At 42.7% G+C, this 22,284-nt stretch carries 14 protein-coding genes; 8 read left to right on the forward strand and 6 right to left on the reverse strand.

The annotated features are described in order from the left end of the window. Positions 1–45: 45 nt before the first annotated feature. The 8 genes from ABTV71_RS08415 to ABTV71_RS08450 all read left to right on the forward strand — a co-directional run bounded on the left by ABTV71_RS08415 (position 46) and on the right by ABTV71_RS08450 (position 11,871). Positions 46–219, forward strand: a complete 174-nt coding sequence (locus tag ABTV71_RS08415; RefSeq protein WP_433902892.1) for a hypothetical protein — start codon at positions 46–48, stop codon at positions 217–219. Between the two features lie 603 nt (positions 220–822). Next, on the forward strand, positions 823–1,173 hold the full coding sequence (locus ABTV71_RS08420) for a helix-turn-helix transcriptional regulator (protein ID WP_433902893.1): 351 nt from the start codon (positions 823–825) through the stop codon (positions 1,171–1,173). Between the two features lie 179 nt (positions 1,174–1,352). Next, positions 1,353–1,724, forward strand: a complete 372-nt coding sequence (locus ABTV71_RS08425) for a response regulator (protein WP_433902894.1) — start codon at positions 1,353–1,355, stop codon at positions 1,722–1,724. A gap of 500 nt (positions 1,725–2,224) precedes the next feature. Next, positions 2,225–2,770 (forward strand): RNA polymerase sigma factor, encoded by a 546-nt coding sequence (locus ABTV71_RS08430; RefSeq protein ID WP_433902895.1) that lies wholly within the window; start codon positions 2,225–2,227, stop codon positions 2,768–2,770. 51 nt (positions 2,771–2,821) lie between these two features. After that, complete coding sequence (locus tag ABTV71_RS08435; protein WP_433902896.1) at positions 2,822–3,922, forward strand: FecR family protein; 1,101 nt, start codon at positions 2,822–2,824, stop codon at positions 3,920–3,922. 254 nt (positions 3,923–4,176) lie between these two features. After that, entirely contained in the window at positions 4,177–7,539 is a 3,363-nt protein-coding gene (locus tag ABTV71_RS08440; RefSeq protein WP_433902897.1) for a SusC/RagA family TonB-linked outer membrane protein, read from the forward strand. Between the two features lie 13 nt (positions 7,540–7,552). After that, positions 7,553–9,367, forward strand: coding sequence for a RagB/SusD family nutrient uptake outer membrane protein (locus ABTV71_RS08445; protein WP_433902898.1), 1,815 nt, complete (start codon positions 7,553–7,555; stop codon positions 9,365–9,367). A 107-nt stretch (positions 9,368–9,474) separates the two neighbouring features. After that, entirely contained in the window at positions 9,475–11,871 is a 2,397-nt protein-coding gene (locus ABTV71_RS08450) for a PQQ-binding-like beta-propeller repeat protein (protein ID WP_433902899.1), read from the forward strand. A 357-nt stretch (positions 11,872–12,228) separates the two neighbouring features. Here the strand turns inward: ABTV71_RS08450 and rsgA are convergent, their stop codons facing one another. The 6 genes from rsgA to ABTV71_RS08480 form a co-directional block, all read right to left on the reverse strand. Beyond that, entirely contained in the window at positions 12,229–13,323 is a 1,095-nt protein-coding gene (gene rsgA / locus ABTV71_RS08455) for a ribosome small subunit-dependent GTPase A (protein WP_433902900.1), read from the reverse strand. Between the two features lie 513 nt (positions 13,324–13,836). After that, positions 13,837–16,194, reverse strand: coding sequence for a TonB-dependent receptor domain-containing protein (locus tag ABTV71_RS08460; protein ID WP_433902901.1), 2,358 nt, complete (start codon positions 16,192–16,194; stop codon positions 13,837–13,839). A 124-nt stretch (positions 16,195–16,318) separates the two neighbouring features. Then, a complete protein-coding gene (locus ABTV71_RS08465; RefSeq protein ID WP_121126048.1) occupies positions 16,319–17,668 on the reverse strand; it encodes a PepSY-associated TM helix domain-containing protein in 1,350 nt (449 codons plus the stop codon). Positions 17,669–17,675: 7 nt separating this feature from the next. Then, positions 17,676–18,374: a DUF4198 domain-containing protein gene (locus ABTV71_RS08470; protein WP_433902902.1), complete on the reverse strand. Its 699-nt coding sequence runs from the start codon at positions 18,372–18,374 to the stop codon at positions 17,676–17,678. 121 nt (positions 18,375–18,495) lie between these two features. Beyond that, positions 18,496–19,722, reverse strand: a complete 1,227-nt coding sequence (locus tag ABTV71_RS08475; protein WP_121126046.1) for a hypothetical protein — start codon at positions 19,720–19,722, stop codon at positions 18,496–18,498. A gap of 21 nt (positions 19,723–19,743) precedes the next feature. Beyond that, entirely contained in the window at positions 19,744–22,164 is a 2,421-nt protein-coding gene (locus tag ABTV71_RS08480; RefSeq protein ID WP_433902903.1) for a TonB-dependent receptor, read from the reverse strand. Between the last annotated feature and the right edge of the window lie 120 nt (positions 22,165–22,284).

A 22,284-nucleotide genomic window follows, 5' to 3' on the forward strand; every position in this document is an offset into this window, starting at 1 on the left:
AGTCAAATTTCATAGACTCAGAAATAGTATATAATAAAAATAATTATGAAAACAAATCAGTCAAAAAATATATATGTTAGCCCAAAGATCGAGGCGCTAAATGTTGAATTGGAACAGGGGATCGCTGCAGGCTCAGCTGCTCCGGGAAGTGCAACCAGCAACAACCCGCAGGAATCTTGGGATAAAGCAGATGATGACGACCGCTTGATCAACTGGTAAAACTTTCCAGTTGAATATTGTTTAATCAATCAGCGAGGGCCCGGCAGATTTTTAGGATAAATCTGTCGGGCTTTTTTATGGGAATAAAGATGTTAACAGTCGGTTCCCGAAACGGAATCGTTTGAACTGGACTTCGAATAGTAGTAGAAAAACAACAAAATCGAAAGCCTTTTTGTGGAAGAAGGCTTTCGATTTTGGAATAATAGTAGGTTTATCCAACTTTCGTATTTAGATTAAATGTGTTTTTTTGTGATTTCAATACATTGTTATTCAGGTTTTTATAAAATGTGATATTAATGTGAAAGGCTGTTTTTTTTGATTCTTTCTTTTAATGCAAATATTTGTCAAGCAGATTAGGGCAGCTATTCTGGCTAAGACGCTAATGGAGAAAAGCATCGCTAAAATAGAACGTTAAAACGTTTGGATGCCCGCAGTGCTAATTATCGCCCGGACCCGATTTGCGTAAGGGCCCGTGATAATATATTTGGAGTTACTCGGCAGGGATCATTTGATCTCTGTCGAGTTATTTGTCAGCTGTTGATTGAAGGGCTCTGTCAGGGGAAGGAAATAAAGAAATGAAAATTTACCGAAAAACAATATATAATGGAAAGGAATAACTTTAATGATCTAATTGCTTTAGCGAAGAATAATAGTGCTGAATTTTTGGCTTTGTTCAGTGAAATCTATCCAGATTTTGTTGTCTCATTAAAGAAAATCAATCCTAAAATCCGTAGTAGCGAGTTAGAATTTTGCGCTATGACCTTTCTTAATTTTTCGACCAAACATATTGCTCAATATACTTTTGTCACGGTACGGGCTGTACAGGTACGCAAAAATAGATTGCGTAAAAAGTTGAAGATCGCATCAGATGTAGATTTTAACAATTGGATGCGTGAACAGATTCAACGAAATCCAATTGTTGAACAGGATCTAAGTGGAGGTGAGACCACGTAGGAATAAAGATTATTGATCGGGAATATTGTACAAAAGTAAAGGGAGTTTTATCTAAAATTGGCATCAAGTAACAGTTAGAATAATTGTTTTATCAATTATGCTTCAGTCAAGCATTTTTTTGCACATGATAATACAAAAGAGAAAAAATGTGTGGTAGCTTTTAGGATAGATTATAGACAATGAGCAAAAAGATCTTTTTATGTGACGATAACCTCGTGATTTTGGAGGCTTTGGAGCTGATATTGAGTATGACTCATGCAACCATCATAAGCGAAAGCAATAGTTCGCTCGTCTTGGACAGGATAATAAGCGAAAAACCTGATATGTTTATCTGTGATTTACAGATGCCAGGAACAAATGGTGGGGATCTCATCAGACAGATTCGTATGCATAAAGAATTCAATGGTCTGTTTATCCTCTGTATTTCAGCCTCGTATAATGGTCGGGATATTGCACTCAATGCTGGAGCTAACGACTTTCTACCCAAGCCTTTTGAGATACATGAACTATTGTCGGTCGTCAATCAGGTTTTGATGCTGGGAACTGGTTGATTCACCGTGCAGGCACAATGGAAATGTATTTTCGACGCAGGCATTTTGACTGCGTCTCACCGGATTTTAATTACAAATTTCGGTCCGCCCAGCTTTCCTTTCAAAAATTAACGACTTAGCGATGGAATGTAGGACTGAGCAAACCATTAACTTTCGCCTGCCTAGTTCATATTTTTAGAAAGATGAATAGGTAAACATAGGGTTAAAGGATAGTTTTTTGAGGCCGGAGCAGCAATTGTTCCGGCCTTTTTTTATTGGATAGGAGGATCCGTTTATTGATGTATAATCTCAAAGTTCGGCTTTAACAACTGATATGACTACACATTTAGATCCAATGCCATGAAGCATGAAGATTTTTGTCAAAAGCTTTATCCTTTGGGAAAAATAGATTTTAACTTGATCTTGCACGATGTACAATTTAATGTTATATTAACATCACAATTATAACTTTGCATAAATCCTCTGGAAATCCGATATCGCGTACATATAATTAATGCGTCATGAAAGAATTGTCTGATAAGGAACTGTTTGATATTGTAAAAGATGACAATACACAGGCATTTTCGGTGTTGTTTGAACGATATGGCAATACATTACTAAGCTTTATCCTAAAACGGGTCGGCTCAATTACGGATGCGGAAGATATCCTTCAGGACGTTTTTGCCTCTTTGTGGAACCGGCGCCATAAAATTGAAATTGAGGCTTCAATCTACCCCTATCTTTTCAAAGCGGCCAAATATGAGGTGATCGACTGGATGGTCCAAGATCAGAAGCGGATCAAGCATTTCGAACGGCTTGTGCTTCCATTAGAAGAAGAGCCCGTCGGCGCCAGTAGCAGCGATGAGAAACTACTGGTTCAGGAACTATCTTTTATGCTGGATCATGAAATCGCCAAAATGCCTACGACCATGCAGTCTGCATTCAATCTCAGCCGTGTGGAAGGCTTGAGCATTAAGGAGATCGCTTTCCGTTTATCCATATCCGAACAGACGGTTAAAAATAATATCTCCTTGGCTTTAAGTCGCTTAAAACTAAAAACAAAATAAAAATCATTTTTTTTCGGTACTTCTACAGTTTATCTGGGGTTATATAAATGTATGACAGAAGATAATCAAAGAGAAAAAGCTCAAAAATTACTGAAAAAATATCTCAAGGGAGAATGTAATCCGGATGAGGAACGGATGGTTACCGAATGGTTCTTTTCATTTGATGAAGAACCAGCAGTTCCAATCATGGAAAAAGAGGCGGCCTTGGAACGCTCCAAAAATGTGCTGATGCACAAATTTGAAGGCGGGATAAATCAGGTAAAACCCAAAAAGAATGTCTTTGCGTGGAAACGGGTGGCCGTAGCTGCTTCTGTTCTTTTGGCATTAACGACCACGTTTTTATTACTACGGCAAAAACAGACAAGTTCTGTTCCACAGCTTGCCGCAATTACCGCGGATACTTCCGGCATGTTTAAAAATGATATTCTTCCGGGCGGACGCTTTGCTAAGCTATCCAATGAACGGGGAGAAACGCAGTTATTGGGAAGGGAAGCGCTGTCCGAAAATGTAAAACCCAGCGAATTTAAAGGGAATCTTACATTGGAGGTTCCAGCTGCCGGCACCTATAGTGTTGAGCTGAGCGATGGAACAACAGTCTGGCTGAATGCTGCTTCTAAATTAGAATATCCGGATCAATTTGCAGGTGACGAACGTAAGGTGAAGCTGGTAGGGGAGGCCTTTTTTCAGGTGGCCAAAGATGCCAGCAAACCTTTTCGCATTGAAGTCGAAAACTCCGTTATTGAAGTACTCGGTACCAGCTTTAATGTAAATGCCTACCAAAGTGAAATCAGCACCTCACTGGTGGAAGGTAAGGTGAAAATTATGAGCCACGGGCACGAGGCTTATCTTTCTCCGGGAAATGAAGCGATCATCAGTGCAGATAAAATACGCGTACAGCCTGCAGACATACAAAAGAATACAGCCTGGCAACGCGGCGAGTTTTTATTGGATGGAAGCAGCTTCGAAGAGATTATCAGTCAGATTTCGCGATGGTATAATGTGGATTTTGTCAATACCGAGAACATTAGCCTAGATAATCGGTTTAATGGGACTCTCAGTAGGGAATCCAGACTTTCGGAGGTCTTGAAAATTCTGTCGTACACAACAAACCGAAAGTTTGAGATCGATGGAAGGCGTATCGTCATTCATTAATACAATTAATTTTATTATCAATTTAAATTTATAAAATATGATATAACCAGACGAATTAACCAAAAGGTTCAATACAATAGTAAAGGGGATGTTGACGCATCCCCTATTGTAAAGAGCCAAATTTATTGAAGTGCGAATTCTATAGATTATTAAACCCTTAACAATTCAAAGTTATGAAATTTTTTTCTCCATTAATAGCATGGGGGGACCGGAGAAGTCATTCTTATACCCTAAGCATTAAAGTCATATTGACTATGAAGTTGATTTGTGTACTGCTGCTGGCCTTTACGATTGGTGCTAGAGCATCAGGATATGCGCAACAAGTAAATCTATCCTTGAAAAATGCTACGATTGAAACTGTTCTTAAAGAGATTTCCAATCAAACCAGATTGCGTCTGTTTTACGACGAAAGATTATTTGAAAATGCTTCGCGTGTGGATATTTCCGTGGCCGGATCCGATGTGCGGGCCGCCCTGGCAAAAACATTGCGCGGACGTAATCTGATCTTCGATATCATGGGAAGCACAATTGTCATTAAAGAAAAGAAGCAGACGGACCGTGAGATTACCGGGATTGTCAGGGATGCTTCCGGACCGATGGCGGGGGTGAACGTGACCGTATTGGGGGTAACTGGAATATCAACAAGGACCGATCGGGAGGGTCGGTACAGCATTCGCGTTCCGGAGAAGTCCATCCTGCTATTTCGGTTTATGGGCTATAAAGACGCTGAAGTTAATGTCTCTGACAGGAACAGCGCTGATGTATTGATGGAAACCGCGGAGTCTCACCTGGATGAAGTTATTGTGGTGGGTTACGGTACACAGAAGAAGATTAATCTCTCGGGTGCGGTTGATCAGATCGGTGAAAAGTTTCTGGAAAGTAGGCCCATTACCAATGTTGGAACGGCCTTGCAGGGTGCGATGGCGAATCTGAATATCACACCGACATCGGGAAGGGCTAACAGTTCGCCGGGAATCAATGTGCGTGGTTACACCTCGCTATCGGGAGGTGGACCTTTGATCGTGATCGACGGAGTGCCGGCCACAAATGACGAACTCAACCGCATGAATCCCATGGACATCGCGAGTGTGACGGTATTAAAAGATGCCGCATCGGCAGCGATCTATGGTAGCCGCGCTGCTTTTGGTGTGGTATTGGTGACCACCAAATCGGGTACAACAAAGGATATCAAGGTGACTGCCAACTCCATTTTTGGTGCCAAGGCGATTACACGATCGGTGGAGATAGAAGACGATCCTTATCAGGTCATGAAATACAGAAATATCATGTCCGCCCCCTGGTATAGCCTTTATGATGAGAAAATGCTCGAATATGGTAAAAAGCTGAGCGAAGATCCGTCATTGCCACGTGTGATTGTCGATCCACAAAACCAAAATGCTTATATCTATCTCGGATCTACGGATTGGTTTAAGGAAGTTTATAAAGATATACAGCCTTCCTATACCAACAATATCAGCATTTCACAAAAGAATGAACGTTCCTCGTTTTATCTTTCGGGCGAATATTATCGACAAAATGGTATGCTGCGCATCAGCCCGGATACGTATGACCGCTATAACTTCAGGGTAAAAGGTGATTATAAAATTACGGATTGGTTTACCTTGTCCAATAACACCACCTTTACGAACGATAAGTATGATCAGCCTTCGGCAATCGACCAAGGTTACCTTTATTGGCATAATGTCAACCGTCAGCCTTCACTAAATACGGTTTATAATCCGGACGGTACCTATACCGAGGCTGGGGTAAATATGATCGGTGCTGTAGCCGAAGGTGGCCGCAGCATAAGTCGTAATAATGATTTTCAGACCAGCTTTGGTGCAAAGATCGACTTCATTAAAAATGTATGGACTTTAAATGGGGACGCAACCTTTAGACGGATTTCAGGAAAATCGCATTTCTTTCAGCTACCCTTGGCCTATAGTACAGGACCAAATGTGATGAACAAGCAAAACTTTAACAGTTATGCCTCCAATGGAAGTAATGAAACGCGTTATAATGTATACAACATCTACTCGCAGTATCAACGGACACTCAACGACCACTATTTTTCGATAATGCTGGGTTTCAACCAGGAAGAGCGGATCTATGAGTCTTTTTCGGCGTCCCGGGATCAGTTGATTTCCAATTCGTTGCCGACAATAGGACTCGCGACGGGTCAAACGCCTTCTGTAGGGGCAGCTGACTACGCCTGGTCTGTTCGGGGGGCTTTTGCCAGATTGAATTATTCGTATAAGGACAGGTATATCCTTGAATCCAATCTCCGCTACGATGGCTCATCAAGATTTCCTAAAAAAGATCGATTTGCATTCAATCCTTCGGTATCCGCTGCTTGGGTAGTTTCGCAGGAAAACTTCTTTCAGCCTCTGAAGGAAACGGTATCCAATTTTAAACTACGGGGATCGTACGGTTCATTGGCAAACCAGGATCTCAGGGACAACTATTACCCTTACATTGCCAATATGTCCAAGGGTAGTGGTGCAATTTTGGACGGCAAGGTTGTACCCATTGTTGGCAGTCCGGGCTTAGTGTCATCGACCCTGACCTGGGAAACCATTACACAGTCCAATTTTGGGGTGGATATCGGCTTATTTAAAAATCAGTTTTTCGGCTCATTTGATATCTATCGTCGCGATACAAAAGATATGTTGACCGCAGGCCGGATATTGCCGGTCGTGCTTGGTACAGGTGTACCATTGGAAAATGCGGCAAACCTAAAAACAAATGGTTGGGAATTGACGCTTGGTTACAACAAAGAATTTATGGTGGCCAGCAAACCGTTCACAGTCTCGGCCAGGGTCAATCTCGCAGATAGCAGGGCTTATATTACCAAATATAACAATCCCATAAATAACCTAAACGATTACTATGTAGGTCAGGAATTGGGCGAAATGTGGGGATTGACCACATTGGGATTCTTCCAGTCGCAGGAAGAGATCAAGGCGCATGCCAATCAAAATGATGTCACTTCGTATCCCGGCACTAGGGGATTGGAACCGGGCGACCTTAAGTTTGCCGATATCAATGGTGATGGCAAAATCAACCGTGGTGATTGGACCTTGGACAATCATGGTGACTACAAGGTGATTGGTAATTCGAGACAGCGCTACAGCTACGGTGTTGATTTGAATTCAAGCTGGAATGGCATTGATCTGCGTGTTTTCCTGCAAGGTGTCGGAAAAAGAAACTATTATCCTCCGGGTGGCGACCATTATTTTTGGGGTATTTATGCGCAGCCCTGGGCGAGTCTGACCAAATTCAACCTGGACCATTGGACACCCGAGAATCCAAATGCATATTTGCCAAGACCCAAATCCTATGTAGCTGAGCAGAGCGGTATCGAACTGGCTGCTACACAGACCAAATATATGCAGAATGCAGGCTATTTAAGAGTGAAGAATGTGACCTTGGGGTACACCCTTCCGAAATTGATCACAGATAGATGGGGAATAGACCGATTGCGCCTGTTCGTCAGCGGTGAAAACCTTTTTGAGTTTACCAAACTCATGGATTATTTGGATCCTGAAATTGTCGGCGACCGGACGGCTTATCCTTTTCAGCGGACTTATTCGTTTGGCTTAAACTTTAATTTCTAAAATGACTATTATTATGCAAAACATAAAAAGACAACTAATCAAGATTGGAGCGCTGATAGGGGCCTTGTTCCTGATCATGAGCTGTAACGATGATTTCATGGAGCGGTATCCCACCACATCGGTTACACCTGAAGTTTTTTTTAGCAATGTAAACGATCTAAAAACATATACAGACGGTTTTTATGGAAGTTTGAGCGCTCCGATAGCGGATCTGGGAACAGATAACCTGGCCCATCACAATTCGGGCAGCACGATTGATGAGATCATGCGGGGTGGAATAAGCCCTCAGAATGCAGCGGTATGGAGCTGGTCTGCCCTGCGAAATATCAATTTCTTTCTTGAAAATGCAGGTCGTGTAAAGGGAGCAAGTGCTGCCGATGTAAACCATTATATCGGTATCGCCAGATTCTTTCGTGCACGGTTTTACATCGATAAGGTCAATCAGTATAGTGATGTGCCCTGGTATGGTAAGACCATGGGGACCTCAGATCTTGAACTATTGAACAAGAAGCAGGACAGCCGGATACTCGTGGTGGATTCCATTATGGCGGATCTCGAATTTGCGGCTGCCAATATCAAACCGGACGGACACAAATCGACGGTCACCAAGTGGGCAGCCCTAGCTCAATTGGCGCAATTCGCCTTGCAAGAGGGGACGTTCCGTAAATATCACACGTATTTGAACCTGAGCGGATCGGCAAATATTTTTTTACAGCGGGCTGTTTCTGCTGCTGAAGAGATTATGAAATCGGCCAAATTTTCGATCAGTACCACCGGCGGTGTCAACCGTGCCTATCGGGATCTATTTATCAGCCTCAATCTACAGGCAAATCCTGAAACTATCCTATTTATTGATTACGATAAAGATCTTAGAAGAATGCGCAATGCGCATACGGTATTGGACTATGAATGGGCGTTGAGCCAAACGTTGATGGAAAGTTATCTGATGAAGGATGGAAAACGTTTTACTGAACAAGCAGGTTATAAAACAAAGAATATTGATCAGGTTTTCGTTAACCGCGATCCGCGTTTTGAGCAGACCTTTATGAAACCCGGATTTCAGCCAATCAATGTTTCAACGCCACATCGTCTGAAACCAACATTGGGTGGTTACAATCAGATCAAGTTTTACCCCGAAATAACAGAAATGATCGCCTGGGAATCGGCCTACACAGATGCTTTTGTGTTTCGTTATGCCGAAATTCTGTTAATCTTCGCGGAAGCCAAAGCCGAGCTGGGAATTCTCACGAACCAAGCTGATCTCGATAAATCGATCAACCTCTTGCGGATGCGTGTGGGAATGCCGGTCATGCAGCTGGGGGAAGTTAATGCCAATGTGGACCCGGTATTGCAAAACTACTATCCAAATGTGAAGGGAGGCAATGTGGGACTTATCCTCGAAATCCGCAGAGAAAGACGTGTCGAACTGGCCTGTGAAGGTCAGCGATACCGGGATGTCTTTCGATGGGAAGTGGGCGAACGCCTGGCCGATCAACAACAAGGGATGTATGTAAAGGCATTAGGCCCGATGGATGTAACGGGAGATGGTAAAATTGATATAGCGATACTCGAATCTGCAAAAGATACGGGTCCGATCAAAGATCTGACTGAAGAGGAAAAGAAGAATATTTCCCTGTATTATTTAAAGGATGCCAATGGCAACAATACGACCATCTATCTTGAAAATGAAAACAACGGCCATATTATGTTTACGGTGGCAAGAGATAAAAAGAAGACATTTGAAAAACCCAAATATTACTATTATCCAGTGGCCAATAGCCAAATGGTGCTGGATGGCAGTAAATTGGTGCAGACAAATTTTTGGTAACTGAGAGATTTTTTTTGAGAAAGGTAAAGATAGGTGAATCCAATTGTCGGAATAGATCCTATCTTTCCTTGTATATATAGCTAATGAATTTTGAATAGATAATTGATATGAGACGACCGATACAAAAGTTTATACTTCCACTCTTGCTTTTGTGCAGCAACGCGATGTATGCGCAATATCAGGGACATGTCTTTTTGGATCTTGATAAGAACAAAAAGATGGATCGCAATGAAAAAGGAATGCCGGGTGTGGTCATATCCGATGGTTACGATGTTTTACCGACTGCTGCTGATGGTAGCTTCAGCCTCAAGGGGAATGAGAAGGCAAAATTCCTCTTCGTGCGTATCCCGGCAGGCTATAAAGCGAGCGGTACCCATTATATAAAGATTGACCCCAAATTGGAACGTTATGATTTTGGCTTGACGCTGGATGATAAGCAGCAAGGAGATAATCTTCGTTTTATCCAGATTACGGATACCGAAACACCGCTATATGGCGACTGGATAGACAATATCCGTAAATTTTCGCAACAACAGCGGGCTACGCTGATTATGCACACGGGCGATATCTGCTATGAACCGGGCATGGAATTTCATGCGCGGCAGGTCAATAGCCAACTGATGGGAGTGCCGACTTATTATACGGTAGGAAACCACGATCTTGTCAAAGGTGAATACGGCGAGAAGCTATTTGAAGATTTATTTGGTCCGGTGTATTATTCGTTTGAGGCCGGACCGGCACATTTTGTCGTTACCCCGATGCCCGGTGGTGACTATGCCCCGAGCTATAACCTGGATCAGGTAATCGCTTGGCTTAAAAAGGACTTGGCCCTGAAAGCGAAAGATAAACCACTTGTTTTTATCAATCATGATCTGATTGTCGGCAAGGATTTTGTCATGAAAGGAAAAACCGATTCCATCGATTTAAAACAGTATAACCTAAAAGCTTATCTGTATGGTCACTGGCACAACAACTACAGTTTTGGGAGTAGGGATGGGGTAGCGGTGATATCAACAAATGCACCCAACAAAGGAGGGATAGACAATTCTGTGGCGCAATTTATGGTCATTGATATGGATAAAAATGGGGTAAGGAACATCACCGCCAAATATCCCTATCTGTCGGATCATATCGCTTTGATTTATCCGCAGAGCGGGCTGATGCAGATTTCAAACGGACAAAAGCTCGAGATTGGCGCCAGTGTATACCATACCGAAAAATCTGTTCTTTCTGTATATGCCAAGTTGTTAAATGAACAGGGCAGTGTCCTAAAAACAGCCACGCTGAATAAAGCGAGTGACTGGAACTGGCGTGGAACGCTAATGGGCACTGCGTCGATGAATCAGAAGCAAACGATCCTACTGGAAGTGAATTACGGGGATGGCACGCAAGCCTTGAAGAAATTTGGATGGAATAACGAGCCTGCTTCGTCAAATTTGCTCCGGTTGACCTGGTCAAAAAACATTGGGTCTAATATATGGAAGAGCTCACCTCTAGTACAGGGACAGCGGGTATATGTGGCCAGTATTGATGATGCTATTGGTGGTAAAAGTAAAATCCAGGCCTTAAAAGCCCAATCGGGTGAAACCATCTGGACTTTCCACACCCAGAACTCCGTTAAGCAGAAGTTAGCCTATAGCAATGGCTTGATACTGGCGACAGACATGGGCGGAACAGTTTATGCGATCGGCGAAAAGGACGGTAAACTTGTCTGGAAAAAAGAGTTGAGTGGGGGAAGGCTCCCTGGATATGTAAGTGCTGGTGTCGTCCGTGATGGTATTTATTATACTGGGGCAGGAAATTATCTGTCGGCATTAAAAGCTGATGACGGTACGATCATCTGGCAAAACCGGGATTGGAATGGAGGTGAGGGTATGCCCGGAGAGCTGCTCATCACAAACGATTATTTAATTACTGGTGCCAACTGGAATAGCTTATTTGTACATGATCGCAGGAGCGGAAAACTACTATGGAAAAGAAATGAAGATGGTTTGCGTTTTAGAACGGGTGGAGCAAGTGCCGATAGCAGTTCTTTTTATGTCGCTGGACTGAACAATGTTTTTCAATTGGATCAAAAGACGGGGGCAGTAATCAATAGGACACAGAGCCAAGACGATTTTAAAGTGATGGCTTCGCCGCTCCTGACCGAAAGTTTGCTGATCATGCCAACGGCGACCGATGGGATAAAGGCTTTCGATCGCGGAAATTTAACCGAAAAATGGAATTTCCAGACCGGTGAAGCGCTGATCTATACTTCAGCATACTCTAGTCCGGATCAGCATAAAAAAGTGAGTACTGTTGAGTCGAGTATTCGTTATGCGGCTGGAAAATTGTTTTTTGGAGGGTCGGATGGTTACTTGTATGTCTTAAGCCTGGACGGAACTTTAGTGCAAAAAATTAACCTAGGCACGCCGATTTTGGCTGAAGTCACTATTCAGGGAAATGAGGTCTATGTTGCGGATTTTGCAGGTAATGTGTATTGTTTTACCATGACAAATAGCTAAACAGATAAATCCGGGTATAGCTTTTCCGCTGGCTTTGTCCTTAATAAAGGCTGATTTTTGCAATAGAAGGTATCAAGAGAACTTCATGAAAAAACTAGTCGTAAGACTAGTTCTTTTGCCTGATTAATACTGGTCGGGAGGCCGTCCGGAGCTTTTTGAGCCGTTATCGCCAAGCCCCATGGATTGCATAGGCCGTTTAAGATAGGCAAAGGGGATTTTCTAACTGTACAGGAAGGCTTTCATCAGGCCGTGAAATTGGTTGACCGTGATATCCAAGTCGTGGAGAATCAATTCGGTAAAAATAGTTGGTTTTAAAAAGGTCCGGGTACAGCTGATACCCGGACCTTATATGCGGCATTAACGTCTTACGCCTAGCAGTTTCTTATATTCATTCAGCAATTTTGATTGAGATCTTTCCTTTTTCCGCTTCTGATGTGATGAAGTACTAAAATGGTCGATTTCGCGTTCGAGTTTAAGATAATTTTGATAAATCTTCTGATCCAGGTTACCATTCTTGACTGCTTCCAATACGGCACAGCCAGGTTCATTGTGGTGCGTGCAGTCTTTAAAGCGGCACAATCCAACATAGTCTTTCATATCCAGTGTATCGGTCAACGTTTCGGTACCGTCAGTGGCCAGTCCAAATTCGCGGACCCCGGGGGTATCGATCAGTATCCCGGCATCAGTCATCTCAACCATCTGCCGTCGTGTGGAAGTATGTCGCCCTTTGCCTGTGGACTCGCTGATCGCAGAAGTGTGAACAGCCGGTTTTTCGCATAGGGCATTGACTAGTGAACTTTTTCCTACACCGGATGAGCCCACCAAGACAACAGTTTCGCCTGTTCCGATAGAGCTGCGTAAAGCCGTAATTGTCTCCGGCTGGTGCATACTTGTCAGGTAAACAGGCATCCGTAGCTGAAAGTGCTTTGTCGCCTCTGCTATCGTTCCGTGGTCGAAATCCAGGTCGGCCTTGTTGAGTACCAGTATCGGCTGGATATTTGCCTCAAAAATCTGGACGGCAAAACGTTCAGCACGGCGCATGTTAAAATTTGAGTCGAGGCTCTGTACGATAAGTGCTTTGTCTATGTAAGCGGCTATTGCCTGTTTATCTGAAATAGTGCCGTTTTTTTTACGGACCAATACACGTTCTCTCGGTAGCATGTCTACAATAATACCCTTATCTTCCTCAAATTGCTGGAAAATGATCCAGTCTCCCGTGCAGGGAAGCTCATAAGCTGATTTTCCGAAAAGCATATTTCCGGTCAGTTCACATTGCAGCAGTCCATTTTCGGATACAACTTCATAGCAGGTCCGATGGACAGTCGCAATACGACCGTGGGGAAGCGATTTAAATAGAGAATTTTGTTTCAGTTGATTTAATTTATCGTTCCAACCATATTGATGAAGGTTAAAACTGAATTCGTCTCTGTTGACGAGATGCTCATTATTCATGATATAGCAAATTTTGGCGCATGCAAAAAGATTGCGTTGTTTGCACGGCATTTATAAAAAAAAATACGTAATTATTCCCGGATAGATTTATCCAGGAGCAGTTGGAGAGACACGATATACGGAGCGTACGACGTGTTTACTAAGCTATATCCGATTGATGTGTTTTAAGCATATGGCAAATATACACAATAGCATTGATTTATTTTCATAATATGCGCTGATAAGGCCCATATAACTTACATCTATTTGGAGATGATTATCAATAGGGTACAAAGTTAATCTTTTTGGACCAACTCACGTAAATTGGGAAATCCCGGATCTGACTGGATACAAACCGGCCTCCGCTGCCACATTGTTAATTTATCCATATTTTTTTACCATAGATAATGACCGATCAGTAGCGGGGAAACGTCTACCTAGAAAAGACTGTCCGTGATACCACAATTGTACGGCCTGAAATTTCCGTCAGCAAAACCTAGGATCGGTTGACGCTCAGCTGTTGCGCCATACCATTTAGTTGCCAAACCGATAACTCAATGACAATAATACTTTTCTGTTGTCCGGAAAATCGGAGTAAAATACCTTCAGATCTCCGTATTTACTGATTAACTGTGGATTAGCATTTCGGAGTAGACCATTGGCTGTAAGCTTGATCATGCCACGGTCACCAAACATCTTCTTTTCTGCAGCCAGATCCAGTCCGTACCTTTTGTCGGTCCGCGAAGGACCGGTGGTAATTCCCGAACGATAATAAAGTGCTATTTCAGCGCGCAAGCCATACTTGAATTGTAGCGTATGGCGGCTATTGGCCGTCCAGCTGGAACCTTTTGAATCTAGGTTTACATCGCCGATTTCACCGGAATAGTTGTTGTAGAATGCATTGATATAATGGCTTGCTGTCCACCAGGAGCGCAATGTCTGATTGTACATCACGCTGGCGCTGTAATTCAGATAGCGTCCTATATTCTCTGGCCGCGACAGATTTTCGCCGACTTGATCCCCTTGTCGAACAATCCAATTGATCATATCACGGCCATAAGAAATACCCAATGTAGTGAATAACTTATTTTTATAACCATGACCGATTTCAGTAATGTAACTCTTCTCCGGTTTTAAATCCGGATTCCCTTCGTTGTAACTATAGGCATCCTCATAGATCCGAAATATATTGATGTCGTGATCGCCCGGTCTCTCAATTCGACTGCTGAAGGATGTCCTTATGGTATTTTTATCATTGAGGTGATAAAGCAATGAACCACTTGGGAACAGGTCGAAATAGCGTTGGTCATTTTTCTTGTCTAAGGTCACCTGATTGGCATCTATAAAGGTATATTCTCCACGTAGACCAGCCTGATATTCGAGTCGCTTGAATTTGCCAGAGTAGATGGCATAGAGTGCTTCAATATGCTGGGTGTATTGAAAACGGTTGGAAGTCGCATCATCACGTATCCATGTACCTTTATCCAATAGGGTATTGACCACATCATTATTAATGAAAAAGTAGGTCCCTTTCCAGCCAAGTTCGATTTTACCCGAATCAGTTAAGGGTTTGCTATAATCGAGTCTGCCGGAATAGGTCGTATTACTTAAATCCTGTACATTGGTACGTCCTGTACTCGTTTTCGTATCGGTTTGTAAATTGAACTTATCCGTTTCAAAACGATTGTTGTAATCGTTGCCATGGGGTGCGAAGTCAAAATTGAATTTTAAAAAATGATCTTCTCCTTCGTATTTATTGCTATAATTCACATTAAATGTCCAGTTTTTAAAAGTCTCGTCAAAGCGGTTCTTACTCAGCGCCTGTTCTGTCTGGATGTTCGCGGGATAGTTCCACGTATCCATCTCAATGGAGGCATAAGGTTGATAGTTGCCTTTCATCCAATGTACGCTTCCATCGAGGATTCCCCCGTCGGAAAATTCATATTTTGCTCCCGCCCGTAGGCTATGGAAAGAGGCGTCATCCAGTTTCTTGCTTTCATGCTGCCGTTGAAAGGAAGTTAAGCTGCCTTGGTTAAAGAAGCTTCTTTCGGTCAGATTATGGCTATTGCCACGGTCGTAACTTGTGTTGCCCTGCAGGTACATATCCAGGCCGTTTACTTTATAGTGGAGGCCCCCGCCAAAACCACCATGGAATTTTCTGCCTTGGCCGGCACGGACAAACGCATCGCCACCAAAGCCTACTTTCCCATTTCGCTTGGTTACGATATTGATGATCCCCGCTGTCCCAGAGGCATCTTCGCGGGCTGAAGGATTGCTGATCAGTTCAAGTTTTGAAACTTCGGCGGCCTGGAGGCCGCGAAGGATGCTCGCGAGCTGTTCGCCCGATACATACATATCGCGCCCATTGATCCGTATATTTGCCCCGGCACGCCCCTGAATGGAAAAATTTCCCTTACCATCGGAGACTAGGCCGGGCGTTTTTTCTAAAAGCTCGAGCACATTGTTCCCTTCTGCTAATACGCTTCCTTCGACATCAACAACCATTTTATCGGCATATTGGCGCACAGCGGCTTGTTTTCCGGTGACATGAACCGTCTCCATGATCTGTGCGAGAGGTTGTAAAAATAGGGGTGTGGCAATTTGCTCTGCACCGGATAATTGATAGGACCTGCTGAATACCGTCGTGTATCCAACGGAACTGTAGCGAATCATATAATTCCCATTTTTAGCTGCCTGTAACAGAAATAAACCATCTTTGTCGGCATCGGATTGTGCGACTAATGCCGAATCTGGTAAGCGTAAAAGACTGGCGGTAGCTCCTTTAAGTGGCTGCCCGTCTTTGTTAAATATTTTTCCGGATAATTTCGTCTGGGCCAGGAGCCCTAGAGTTGAACTTGAAAGCAGAATCGCTAATAATGTGGATTTCGTCATAAATAATATTCCCTGTTCTTTCAAGAGAAAGAACCTTCTTAAGCATAAATTAAACAAGTTTTATTGTCAATGAATTCAAAATTTAGCCTTCCTTTTTGAACGGTGATTCCGGACCTATAAAATCTTATAAGTCCGTAGGCTTCGGTCGAAAACGGACCGGCGGCTTTCTTATCGTTGTAGGTGCGACCGTATCGGAATCGCGCTTATCTTCGGGGGTGGCAGTACCCTTTAACAATGTATTGCGTCCTTTTTTCTTTCCCCATTTGCGGTTGTACCAAATAATAAATCCTGTAATAGGTAAAGAACCAGCGATCAAGGTGAGAACAAAGGCCAGCACTTTCGTCGGAAAGCCCCAGATAGACCCCACATGAATATCGTAATTGAGCCGTCTGAATTGTTCCCCTGCCCGGAGTTCATAAAAATCCTTGTTAAAGAGTGTTATATTATTGGGCAGAAAGGCACCTGTATACCGGTCGAACGAATAATAGCGGTTGTTATACTGCCTATCCATGTCGTTGCGAATATACACCGAAATTGTAGCATCTTTTTTTTCAGCATCCGGATAAGTGATCGTCAGGTAATGTGGATCTTTATATTGTGTAAGTATGCGATGGATCTCTCGATCAAAAGCTTTCGGAAAATGTGCCAGCTGATCAATTTTTGTTGAATCGGAATGAACTGATGTTCGTTCGGCGAGGGGAGTTCCCCAGTTGGTTGACCAGTATAATGCGCGGTTGAACCACTCGATACCATAATACATGCCCGTTACCGCCAGTAATAACACCAAAAGAAAAGAATAAAAGCCTACTACATTATGAAGATCCAGGTTGACGCGTTTCCAGCCGGCTTTCCATTTTATCCGAAAGCTTTTTTCGCGGGTGGATTTTGTCCATTTTTTTGGATACCACCATACCAAGCCTGTGATCAGGGTAATACTGAATATCAGCGTCGCATAATTAACGATAGGGCGGCCGATATCCCTTGGTAGCCAAAGGAAGCGATGCCCGTTCAGTGTCCATGCAAAAAAGCTATTCAATTTCTCTCTTAACTGTGCTTCTTCGGAATTATCTTTCACTTGCAAACCCAGGTACTTACCCGTGTAAGGGTGCAAAAGATGCACCTGTGGTTTTACTTTTGGATTTCGACCCTTTCCTTTATCCTCTTTTTGTTGGATGGTAAAAGAAATGGGGTGATCGCGGGTATAAGTAATCTCCCCTACAACAGCATTCGGATCGAGCGAATCCGCGATCCCAATAATGCGCGACGGAGAAACCAGGGACTGACCGGATGCAGAGATATATTGGCGCTCTTTTTTCGGGATGAGGAGATCGATAATTTCATGATTAAACACCCAAAGGCAACCCATCAGGCAAATCACAAAGACAATACTGCCAGAGATTAATCCCATCCAGAGGTGTAGCCAGTTATTGACCAGTCGAAATACCGAATTATTTTTCTTTTTTCTTACCGCCATCTCGGATTTAGTTTACAGCAAAACTCATGGAGCTGGCACGGCTATATTCTTCAAAAGCCTGTCCTTCGATCTTTTCTTTCCGGGATACCTCGGCGTAGTATTTGCCTTTCCATTCCGGAATGAATTTGATGACACCCTGTGCATCTGTTTCCAACCATTTGATCCAGCCACTTGGGGCAATGATCTGAACAGCAGCATTTGGTGCGGGTTTGCCTTTTTGAAATAAGGTCAGCGAGACCTCTTTTTTATTTTTAAAAACAGTTTGGTCGGCAAAGACAAACAACTCATTGGCAAGATGTGCGGAAGTATGACCAAGGGTGACGCTTCCAACTTGAATTGTGGCGATTGCATTGATCTGATATTGTGTCTTGGCGCCTTCTTTGCGCTCTGTATCTCTTTTTAACGAAACATGATAGACACCATCCTGATCAGGAATAAATGTGGCCAATAGATGATTTCCCTGCGGGGTAGTCGTTAGTAATGCTGTACTCCCGTCCGGTTTGATCAATGTCAATGTAACCTGCATACCTTCTTTGTACCACCACCATTTGGAGATGAGTTCGTATTGATCCGGTTCGCCATAAACCACTTTTACGGTATGGGATTTTCCTTTCGTACCTTGCAATGAAGTTTCAATAAATACGGCATGTGCCGATGCAGACAGGAAGATAAAAAAGCTTAGGATGCTGAACAGTAATTTTTTCATATGTTTAAATTTTGGGGTGTTGGATAGAGAAATGCCCCGCCTCGATTTCGCGTATGCTGAAATCTTACCCATCCCCTTTAAAAGGGATATCGGCAGGGTACTTCTTACGTTTTGCCGGAACTTATCTGAGCTTATTTAGGTGATAAACTTGGCTGATTCCAGGATCGATCTCAGCCCCGCGTTTTACAGAATTTTTTGCCGGATCATATTCATATACATACCATTTGGACTCGTCTGTTTTAAAGACATCGTATAGTTTGCCATTCTCCATAAAATTCATCGTGGTTTTTGACTCACCGCCACCCACTAATATTCTGAGGTCGGCAACAATCTTTTTATTTGCTGGATCGATGACAAAAGGGCTGATGTAAACTTTACCATCACCTAGTTTCTGTACCTGCGATATATTATTGCTGAATACGTTGTAATCTTTTAAATCGAAGAAATAATCTGGATCAAAGGTTGTCTGTCCCGATTTAATACGTAATAGGCCATAGGTCGCCGCATCTGTCTTTTTGGTTACAACATAGAGGTCCTTATTGTCATCGGTAAAAGTAAGTGTCTGCACTTCCCAATGGCCAGCTGCAAAACCGCCTCTAGCATCTTTTATAATTTTTCCGTTGGCCAAACTTGGGTAATCACATACATACATATAGGCGGTGTCGATAATATCCTTACGCGTTTCATTACTTCTATATTTGTGACCTACAAATAGTTTGTCGCCTCGTTGCGTGAAGCTTGTAGGTACGATATAAGGGTTATGATCTTTGCCCTCCGGTGTTTTGGGATTAAACGTGATCATCGGGATTTCGATACCGATGGTCTTGTTGATTGTCAGATTGTTGACGTTCATGAAATAGATTGGTTGTTCCAATACATTTTTGGTCTTATTGGTGGTCCCTGCTGTTTTGGTCATGACCATCTCATCTTTGGTGCTAATATCTTTTAGGACTTTGCCTAGGTAAAAATTTCCAGGGAATGCATAGTTGTTCGTTTCTTTCCAGGATTTACCGTTGACAACTTCAAATTGACTGAATCGTGTGCCATCGTTTGAAAGGTAATACTTTCCTTCGTAGGCATAGGCGTAAATCGCATAAAATGCTGCTGGCAAATGCGATGTGATATCGATGCCTTGATTGTTTGCGGCGGTCAAAAGGGTATCTTTCATCAGATTATCTGCTGTCAGTAGGTAGGATGAACCAGCCGCGGTTGTCACCCAAACACTGTACAGACTATTTGAAGTAGGTGTTGGTTCTTCCGGTGAAGTGATTTCAGGTGATGATTTCTTGCAGGAAGAGAATAATACAGTCGCAGCGAATATAGCGACGGCGAATTTGTTGATTTTCATAAAAATATGTATTTATTTGTTTTACATGATTGATAATCTCAGCTTGACGTAAAATGCACGTCCGGGCCGTTGGAGACGGAAATTGTCGTATGCTCTATCATCTGTCAGGTTTCTTGCTTCAAAGGATACGTTGTACTTATTGCGATCCCAGGCATAGCTGAGCACAGCAGAGTGGATATTTTGGGACGGAATGAGATCTTTGGATTCAAGCGATCCTTGATTTGATTCGGTGAGATAAAACCAGTGGGTATATTGATATAAGTACGATAGTTGAACTCTGCTTCCTTGCTGAAACCAGTTATTCTGAATTAGGCTGATATCGGCATTTCCATAGACCCAAGGCCGGTTTATGAGTTGTTTGTTATAATTTGAACTGATTTGTTGCCTGGAGTCGTCTGTGTATTTTTTATTGTATAAGGCTTTATCGTAAGATCCATTAAGGGTAACCGCCAGCAGATCTTTAAAACCGTATTTGACTTCGGCCTCGAAACCATAGAGCTTCACCCCCTCTTCGTTGTAGCTTTGAAAATAGGAAATTCCATTCTGAATGACCGCCCGGCTGTTTATATAGTTTGCTGCCAGGCGATAGAAGCCTGTCACATCTACGTTCAGAAAATGATTTTGGTTGATGTAGGTATTGTAATAAAATCCGGTGTTGATGTTGTCACTACGCTCGGGTTTTACAGCCCAGTTCCCTATTGTATTGACACCATCGCCAAAAAGCGCAGTCATGGAAGGTAAGTTGTATGCCCTTTCGTAGGATAGTTTCCATCCGCCATCCTTGGTTATTCTATACCGGGAGGCAAGGCTCATGCTATAGTAATTACCTTGTTTTTTTTGATGAATTATTTCACCGCTGATCAAATTGTTGTTTCCATCGAATTTGCGCTCATCAATATCTTTCGAAGCATCCATGCGATAGTATTTTACCGCCAATACATTTGATAAGCGCTTGTCAAACCATTGGTTCTGCCAGGATAGCCCCAAAATATGTCTTCCCAAATAGGATGGTAAACCTGAGCGGTTATAATTGCCGACCAGATCATACTCTTTCTGATCATTGCTGTTAAAGTTGTAGTTGAAATTGATGCTTTGGTTACGGGCTTCGTCAAAGTCATAGTTTAAATTCACCCGCGCTAAATAGTTCGACAGATTATACTTCATGTCTTTTTGGGGATTTGGTGTTGTGCCCTCGTAATTTGAGACCCAGGCACCGGTCCAGTCGTAATTATACTTGGCGGTATCTCTCACATATCGGGTGTCGTAGCTATAACTTGTGAAAATATCCGCATATAAGCGATTGACCAGAAAATTGCTTTTTTTATAGTTTAAGGTTGGCATCAGATAGTTGCTTTCGGACCATGCGCCACCAAATACCTTGCTGAGGGAAGCGCCGATCTGATTTTCCTTATGATTTTGGGAATAGGTGAAGCCTGCATAAAATTGATCTGCCCAGGATACATCGCGAAAACCAACCTCCAGTTGTCCCATAGTAGAGGTATAAGCATCGTTAAATCGCTTAGCTTTGGGGACGGCGAAATACTTGTTGTCGACCGTTTTCTCGATAAGAACATTGTACTTTTCGTTGGTATACATATTATAATCATTGTCTGAATGATTGTAATATGCATTCATTCGAAATGATAATTTGTTTTTTGGATTGGTAAAGGTGCCCACGATCGCAGCTTGATGTGTATTGAAGGAGCCATAGGAATAACTCAGGTCCAGGTACGGTCGCGCGCGACGTTTGGTAATGATATTGACAGCACCGCCTAGTGCGTCGGAACCCAAAAAAGCAGGTACCACACCCTTATATACTTCAACACGATCAATCAAATTGACAGGAATATTATTTAAAGACATCGAGGAACCAAAATTCTCCATAGGAACACCGTCAATGTAGATCTTTGCATCGAGTCCATTGATGCGGAACACAAAGTTAGAACCGAGTCCACCATCTTCACGTATGGTAACTCCCGTAGCGCGCTTCAAAATCTGTGTCAGATTGGCTGCTTCGTTGGCATGTTTGTTCATGTCAATGACGCTAACATTGAATCCTGATCGCTTGATCTCGGCTACTTTCTTCTCATTTTCAGTTTTCCCATATGCCGATACGGTCACTTCCTCCATATAATTGCGATCTTCAATAAGCTGAAAATCCTGAATGAGTTTTTCGTTTACGGCTCTTTCTTCGCTGTGGTAACCAACAGCAGTGACATGTAAGATGGCGTCCGTTGAACTGTTTAATTGTAATTTATAATAGCCGTCTATATCGGAAGATGTGCCTGTATGCTGATCTTTTAAGCGTATGGTTGCTCCTGGAATGGGTTTCCCAAAGTTATCTTTGACAAAGCCTGAGAGGGCATGCTTTTTTGGGCTCTGTGCCTGTGTAAACAAGGTAAAAATTAATAATAGAATAAAAGTAGATGTTGACTTCAACATTTTATTTAGATTAAGTATATATAAGAGGGTTGCTTATACTTATCCTTTACCGAATGTTGATAGGGGGTATTTTTTTAAAAAAATATACAAATGGTTGATTGTGAGGTTGTTTTTTTTGTA

Source organism: Sphingobacterium puteale (genome assembly GCF_050986225.1).
GTDB lineage: Bacteria > Bacteroidota > Bacteroidia > Sphingobacteriales > Sphingobacteriaceae > Sphingobacterium > Sphingobacterium puteale.

Bases quoted from the DNA above. Each gene is read 5' to 3' on its own strand.
- ABTV71_RS08415 (WP_433902892.1), top strand. From the start codon at position 46: ATGAAAACAAATCAGTCAAAAAATATATATGTTAGCCCAAAGATCGAG.
- ABTV71_RS08420 (WP_433902893.1), top strand. From the start codon at position 823: ATGGAAAGGAATAACTTTAATGATCTAATTGCTTTAGCGAAGAATAAT.
- ABTV71_RS08425 (WP_433902894.1), top strand. From the start codon at position 1,353: ATGAGCAAAAAGATCTTTTTATGTGACGATAACCTCGTGATTTTGGAG.
- ABTV71_RS08430 (WP_433902895.1), top strand. From the start codon at position 2,225: ATGAAAGAATTGTCTGATAAGGAACTGTTTGATATTGTAAAAGATGAC.
- ABTV71_RS08435 (WP_433902896.1), top strand. From the start codon at position 2,822: ATGACAGAAGATAATCAAAGAGAAAAAGCTCAAAAATTACTGAAAAAA.
- ABTV71_RS08440 (WP_433902897.1), top strand. From the start codon at position 4,177: ATGAAGTTGATTTGTGTACTGCTGCTGGCCTTTACGATTGGTGCTAGA.
- ABTV71_RS08445 (WP_433902898.1), top strand. From the start codon at position 7,553: ATGCAAAACATAAAAAGACAACTAATCAAGATTGGAGCGCTGATAGGG.
- ABTV71_RS08450 (WP_433902899.1), top strand. From the start codon at position 9,475: ATGAGACGACCGATACAAAAGTTTATACTTCCACTCTTGCTTTTGTGC.
- rsgA (WP_433902900.1), bottom strand. From the start codon at position 13,323: ATGAATAATGAGCATCTCGTCAACAGAGACGAATTCAGTTTTAACCTT.
- ABTV71_RS08460 (WP_433902901.1), bottom strand. From the start codon at position 16,194: ATGACGAAATCCACATTATTAGCGATTCTGCTTTCAAGTTCAACTCTA.
- ABTV71_RS08465 (WP_121126048.1), bottom strand. From the start codon at position 17,668: ATGGCGGTAAGAAAAAAGAAAAATAATTCGGTATTTCGACTGGTCAAT.
- ABTV71_RS08470 (WP_433902902.1), bottom strand. From the start codon at position 18,374: ATGAAAAAATTACTGTTCAGCATCCTAAGCTTTTTTATCTTCCTGTCT.
- ABTV71_RS08475 (WP_121126046.1), bottom strand. From the start codon at position 19,722: ATGAAAATCAACAAATTCGCCGTCGCTATATTCGCTGCGACTGTATTA.
- ABTV71_RS08480 (WP_433902903.1), bottom strand. From the start codon at position 22,164: ATGTTGAAGTCAACATCTACTTTTATTCTATTATTAATTTTTACCTTG.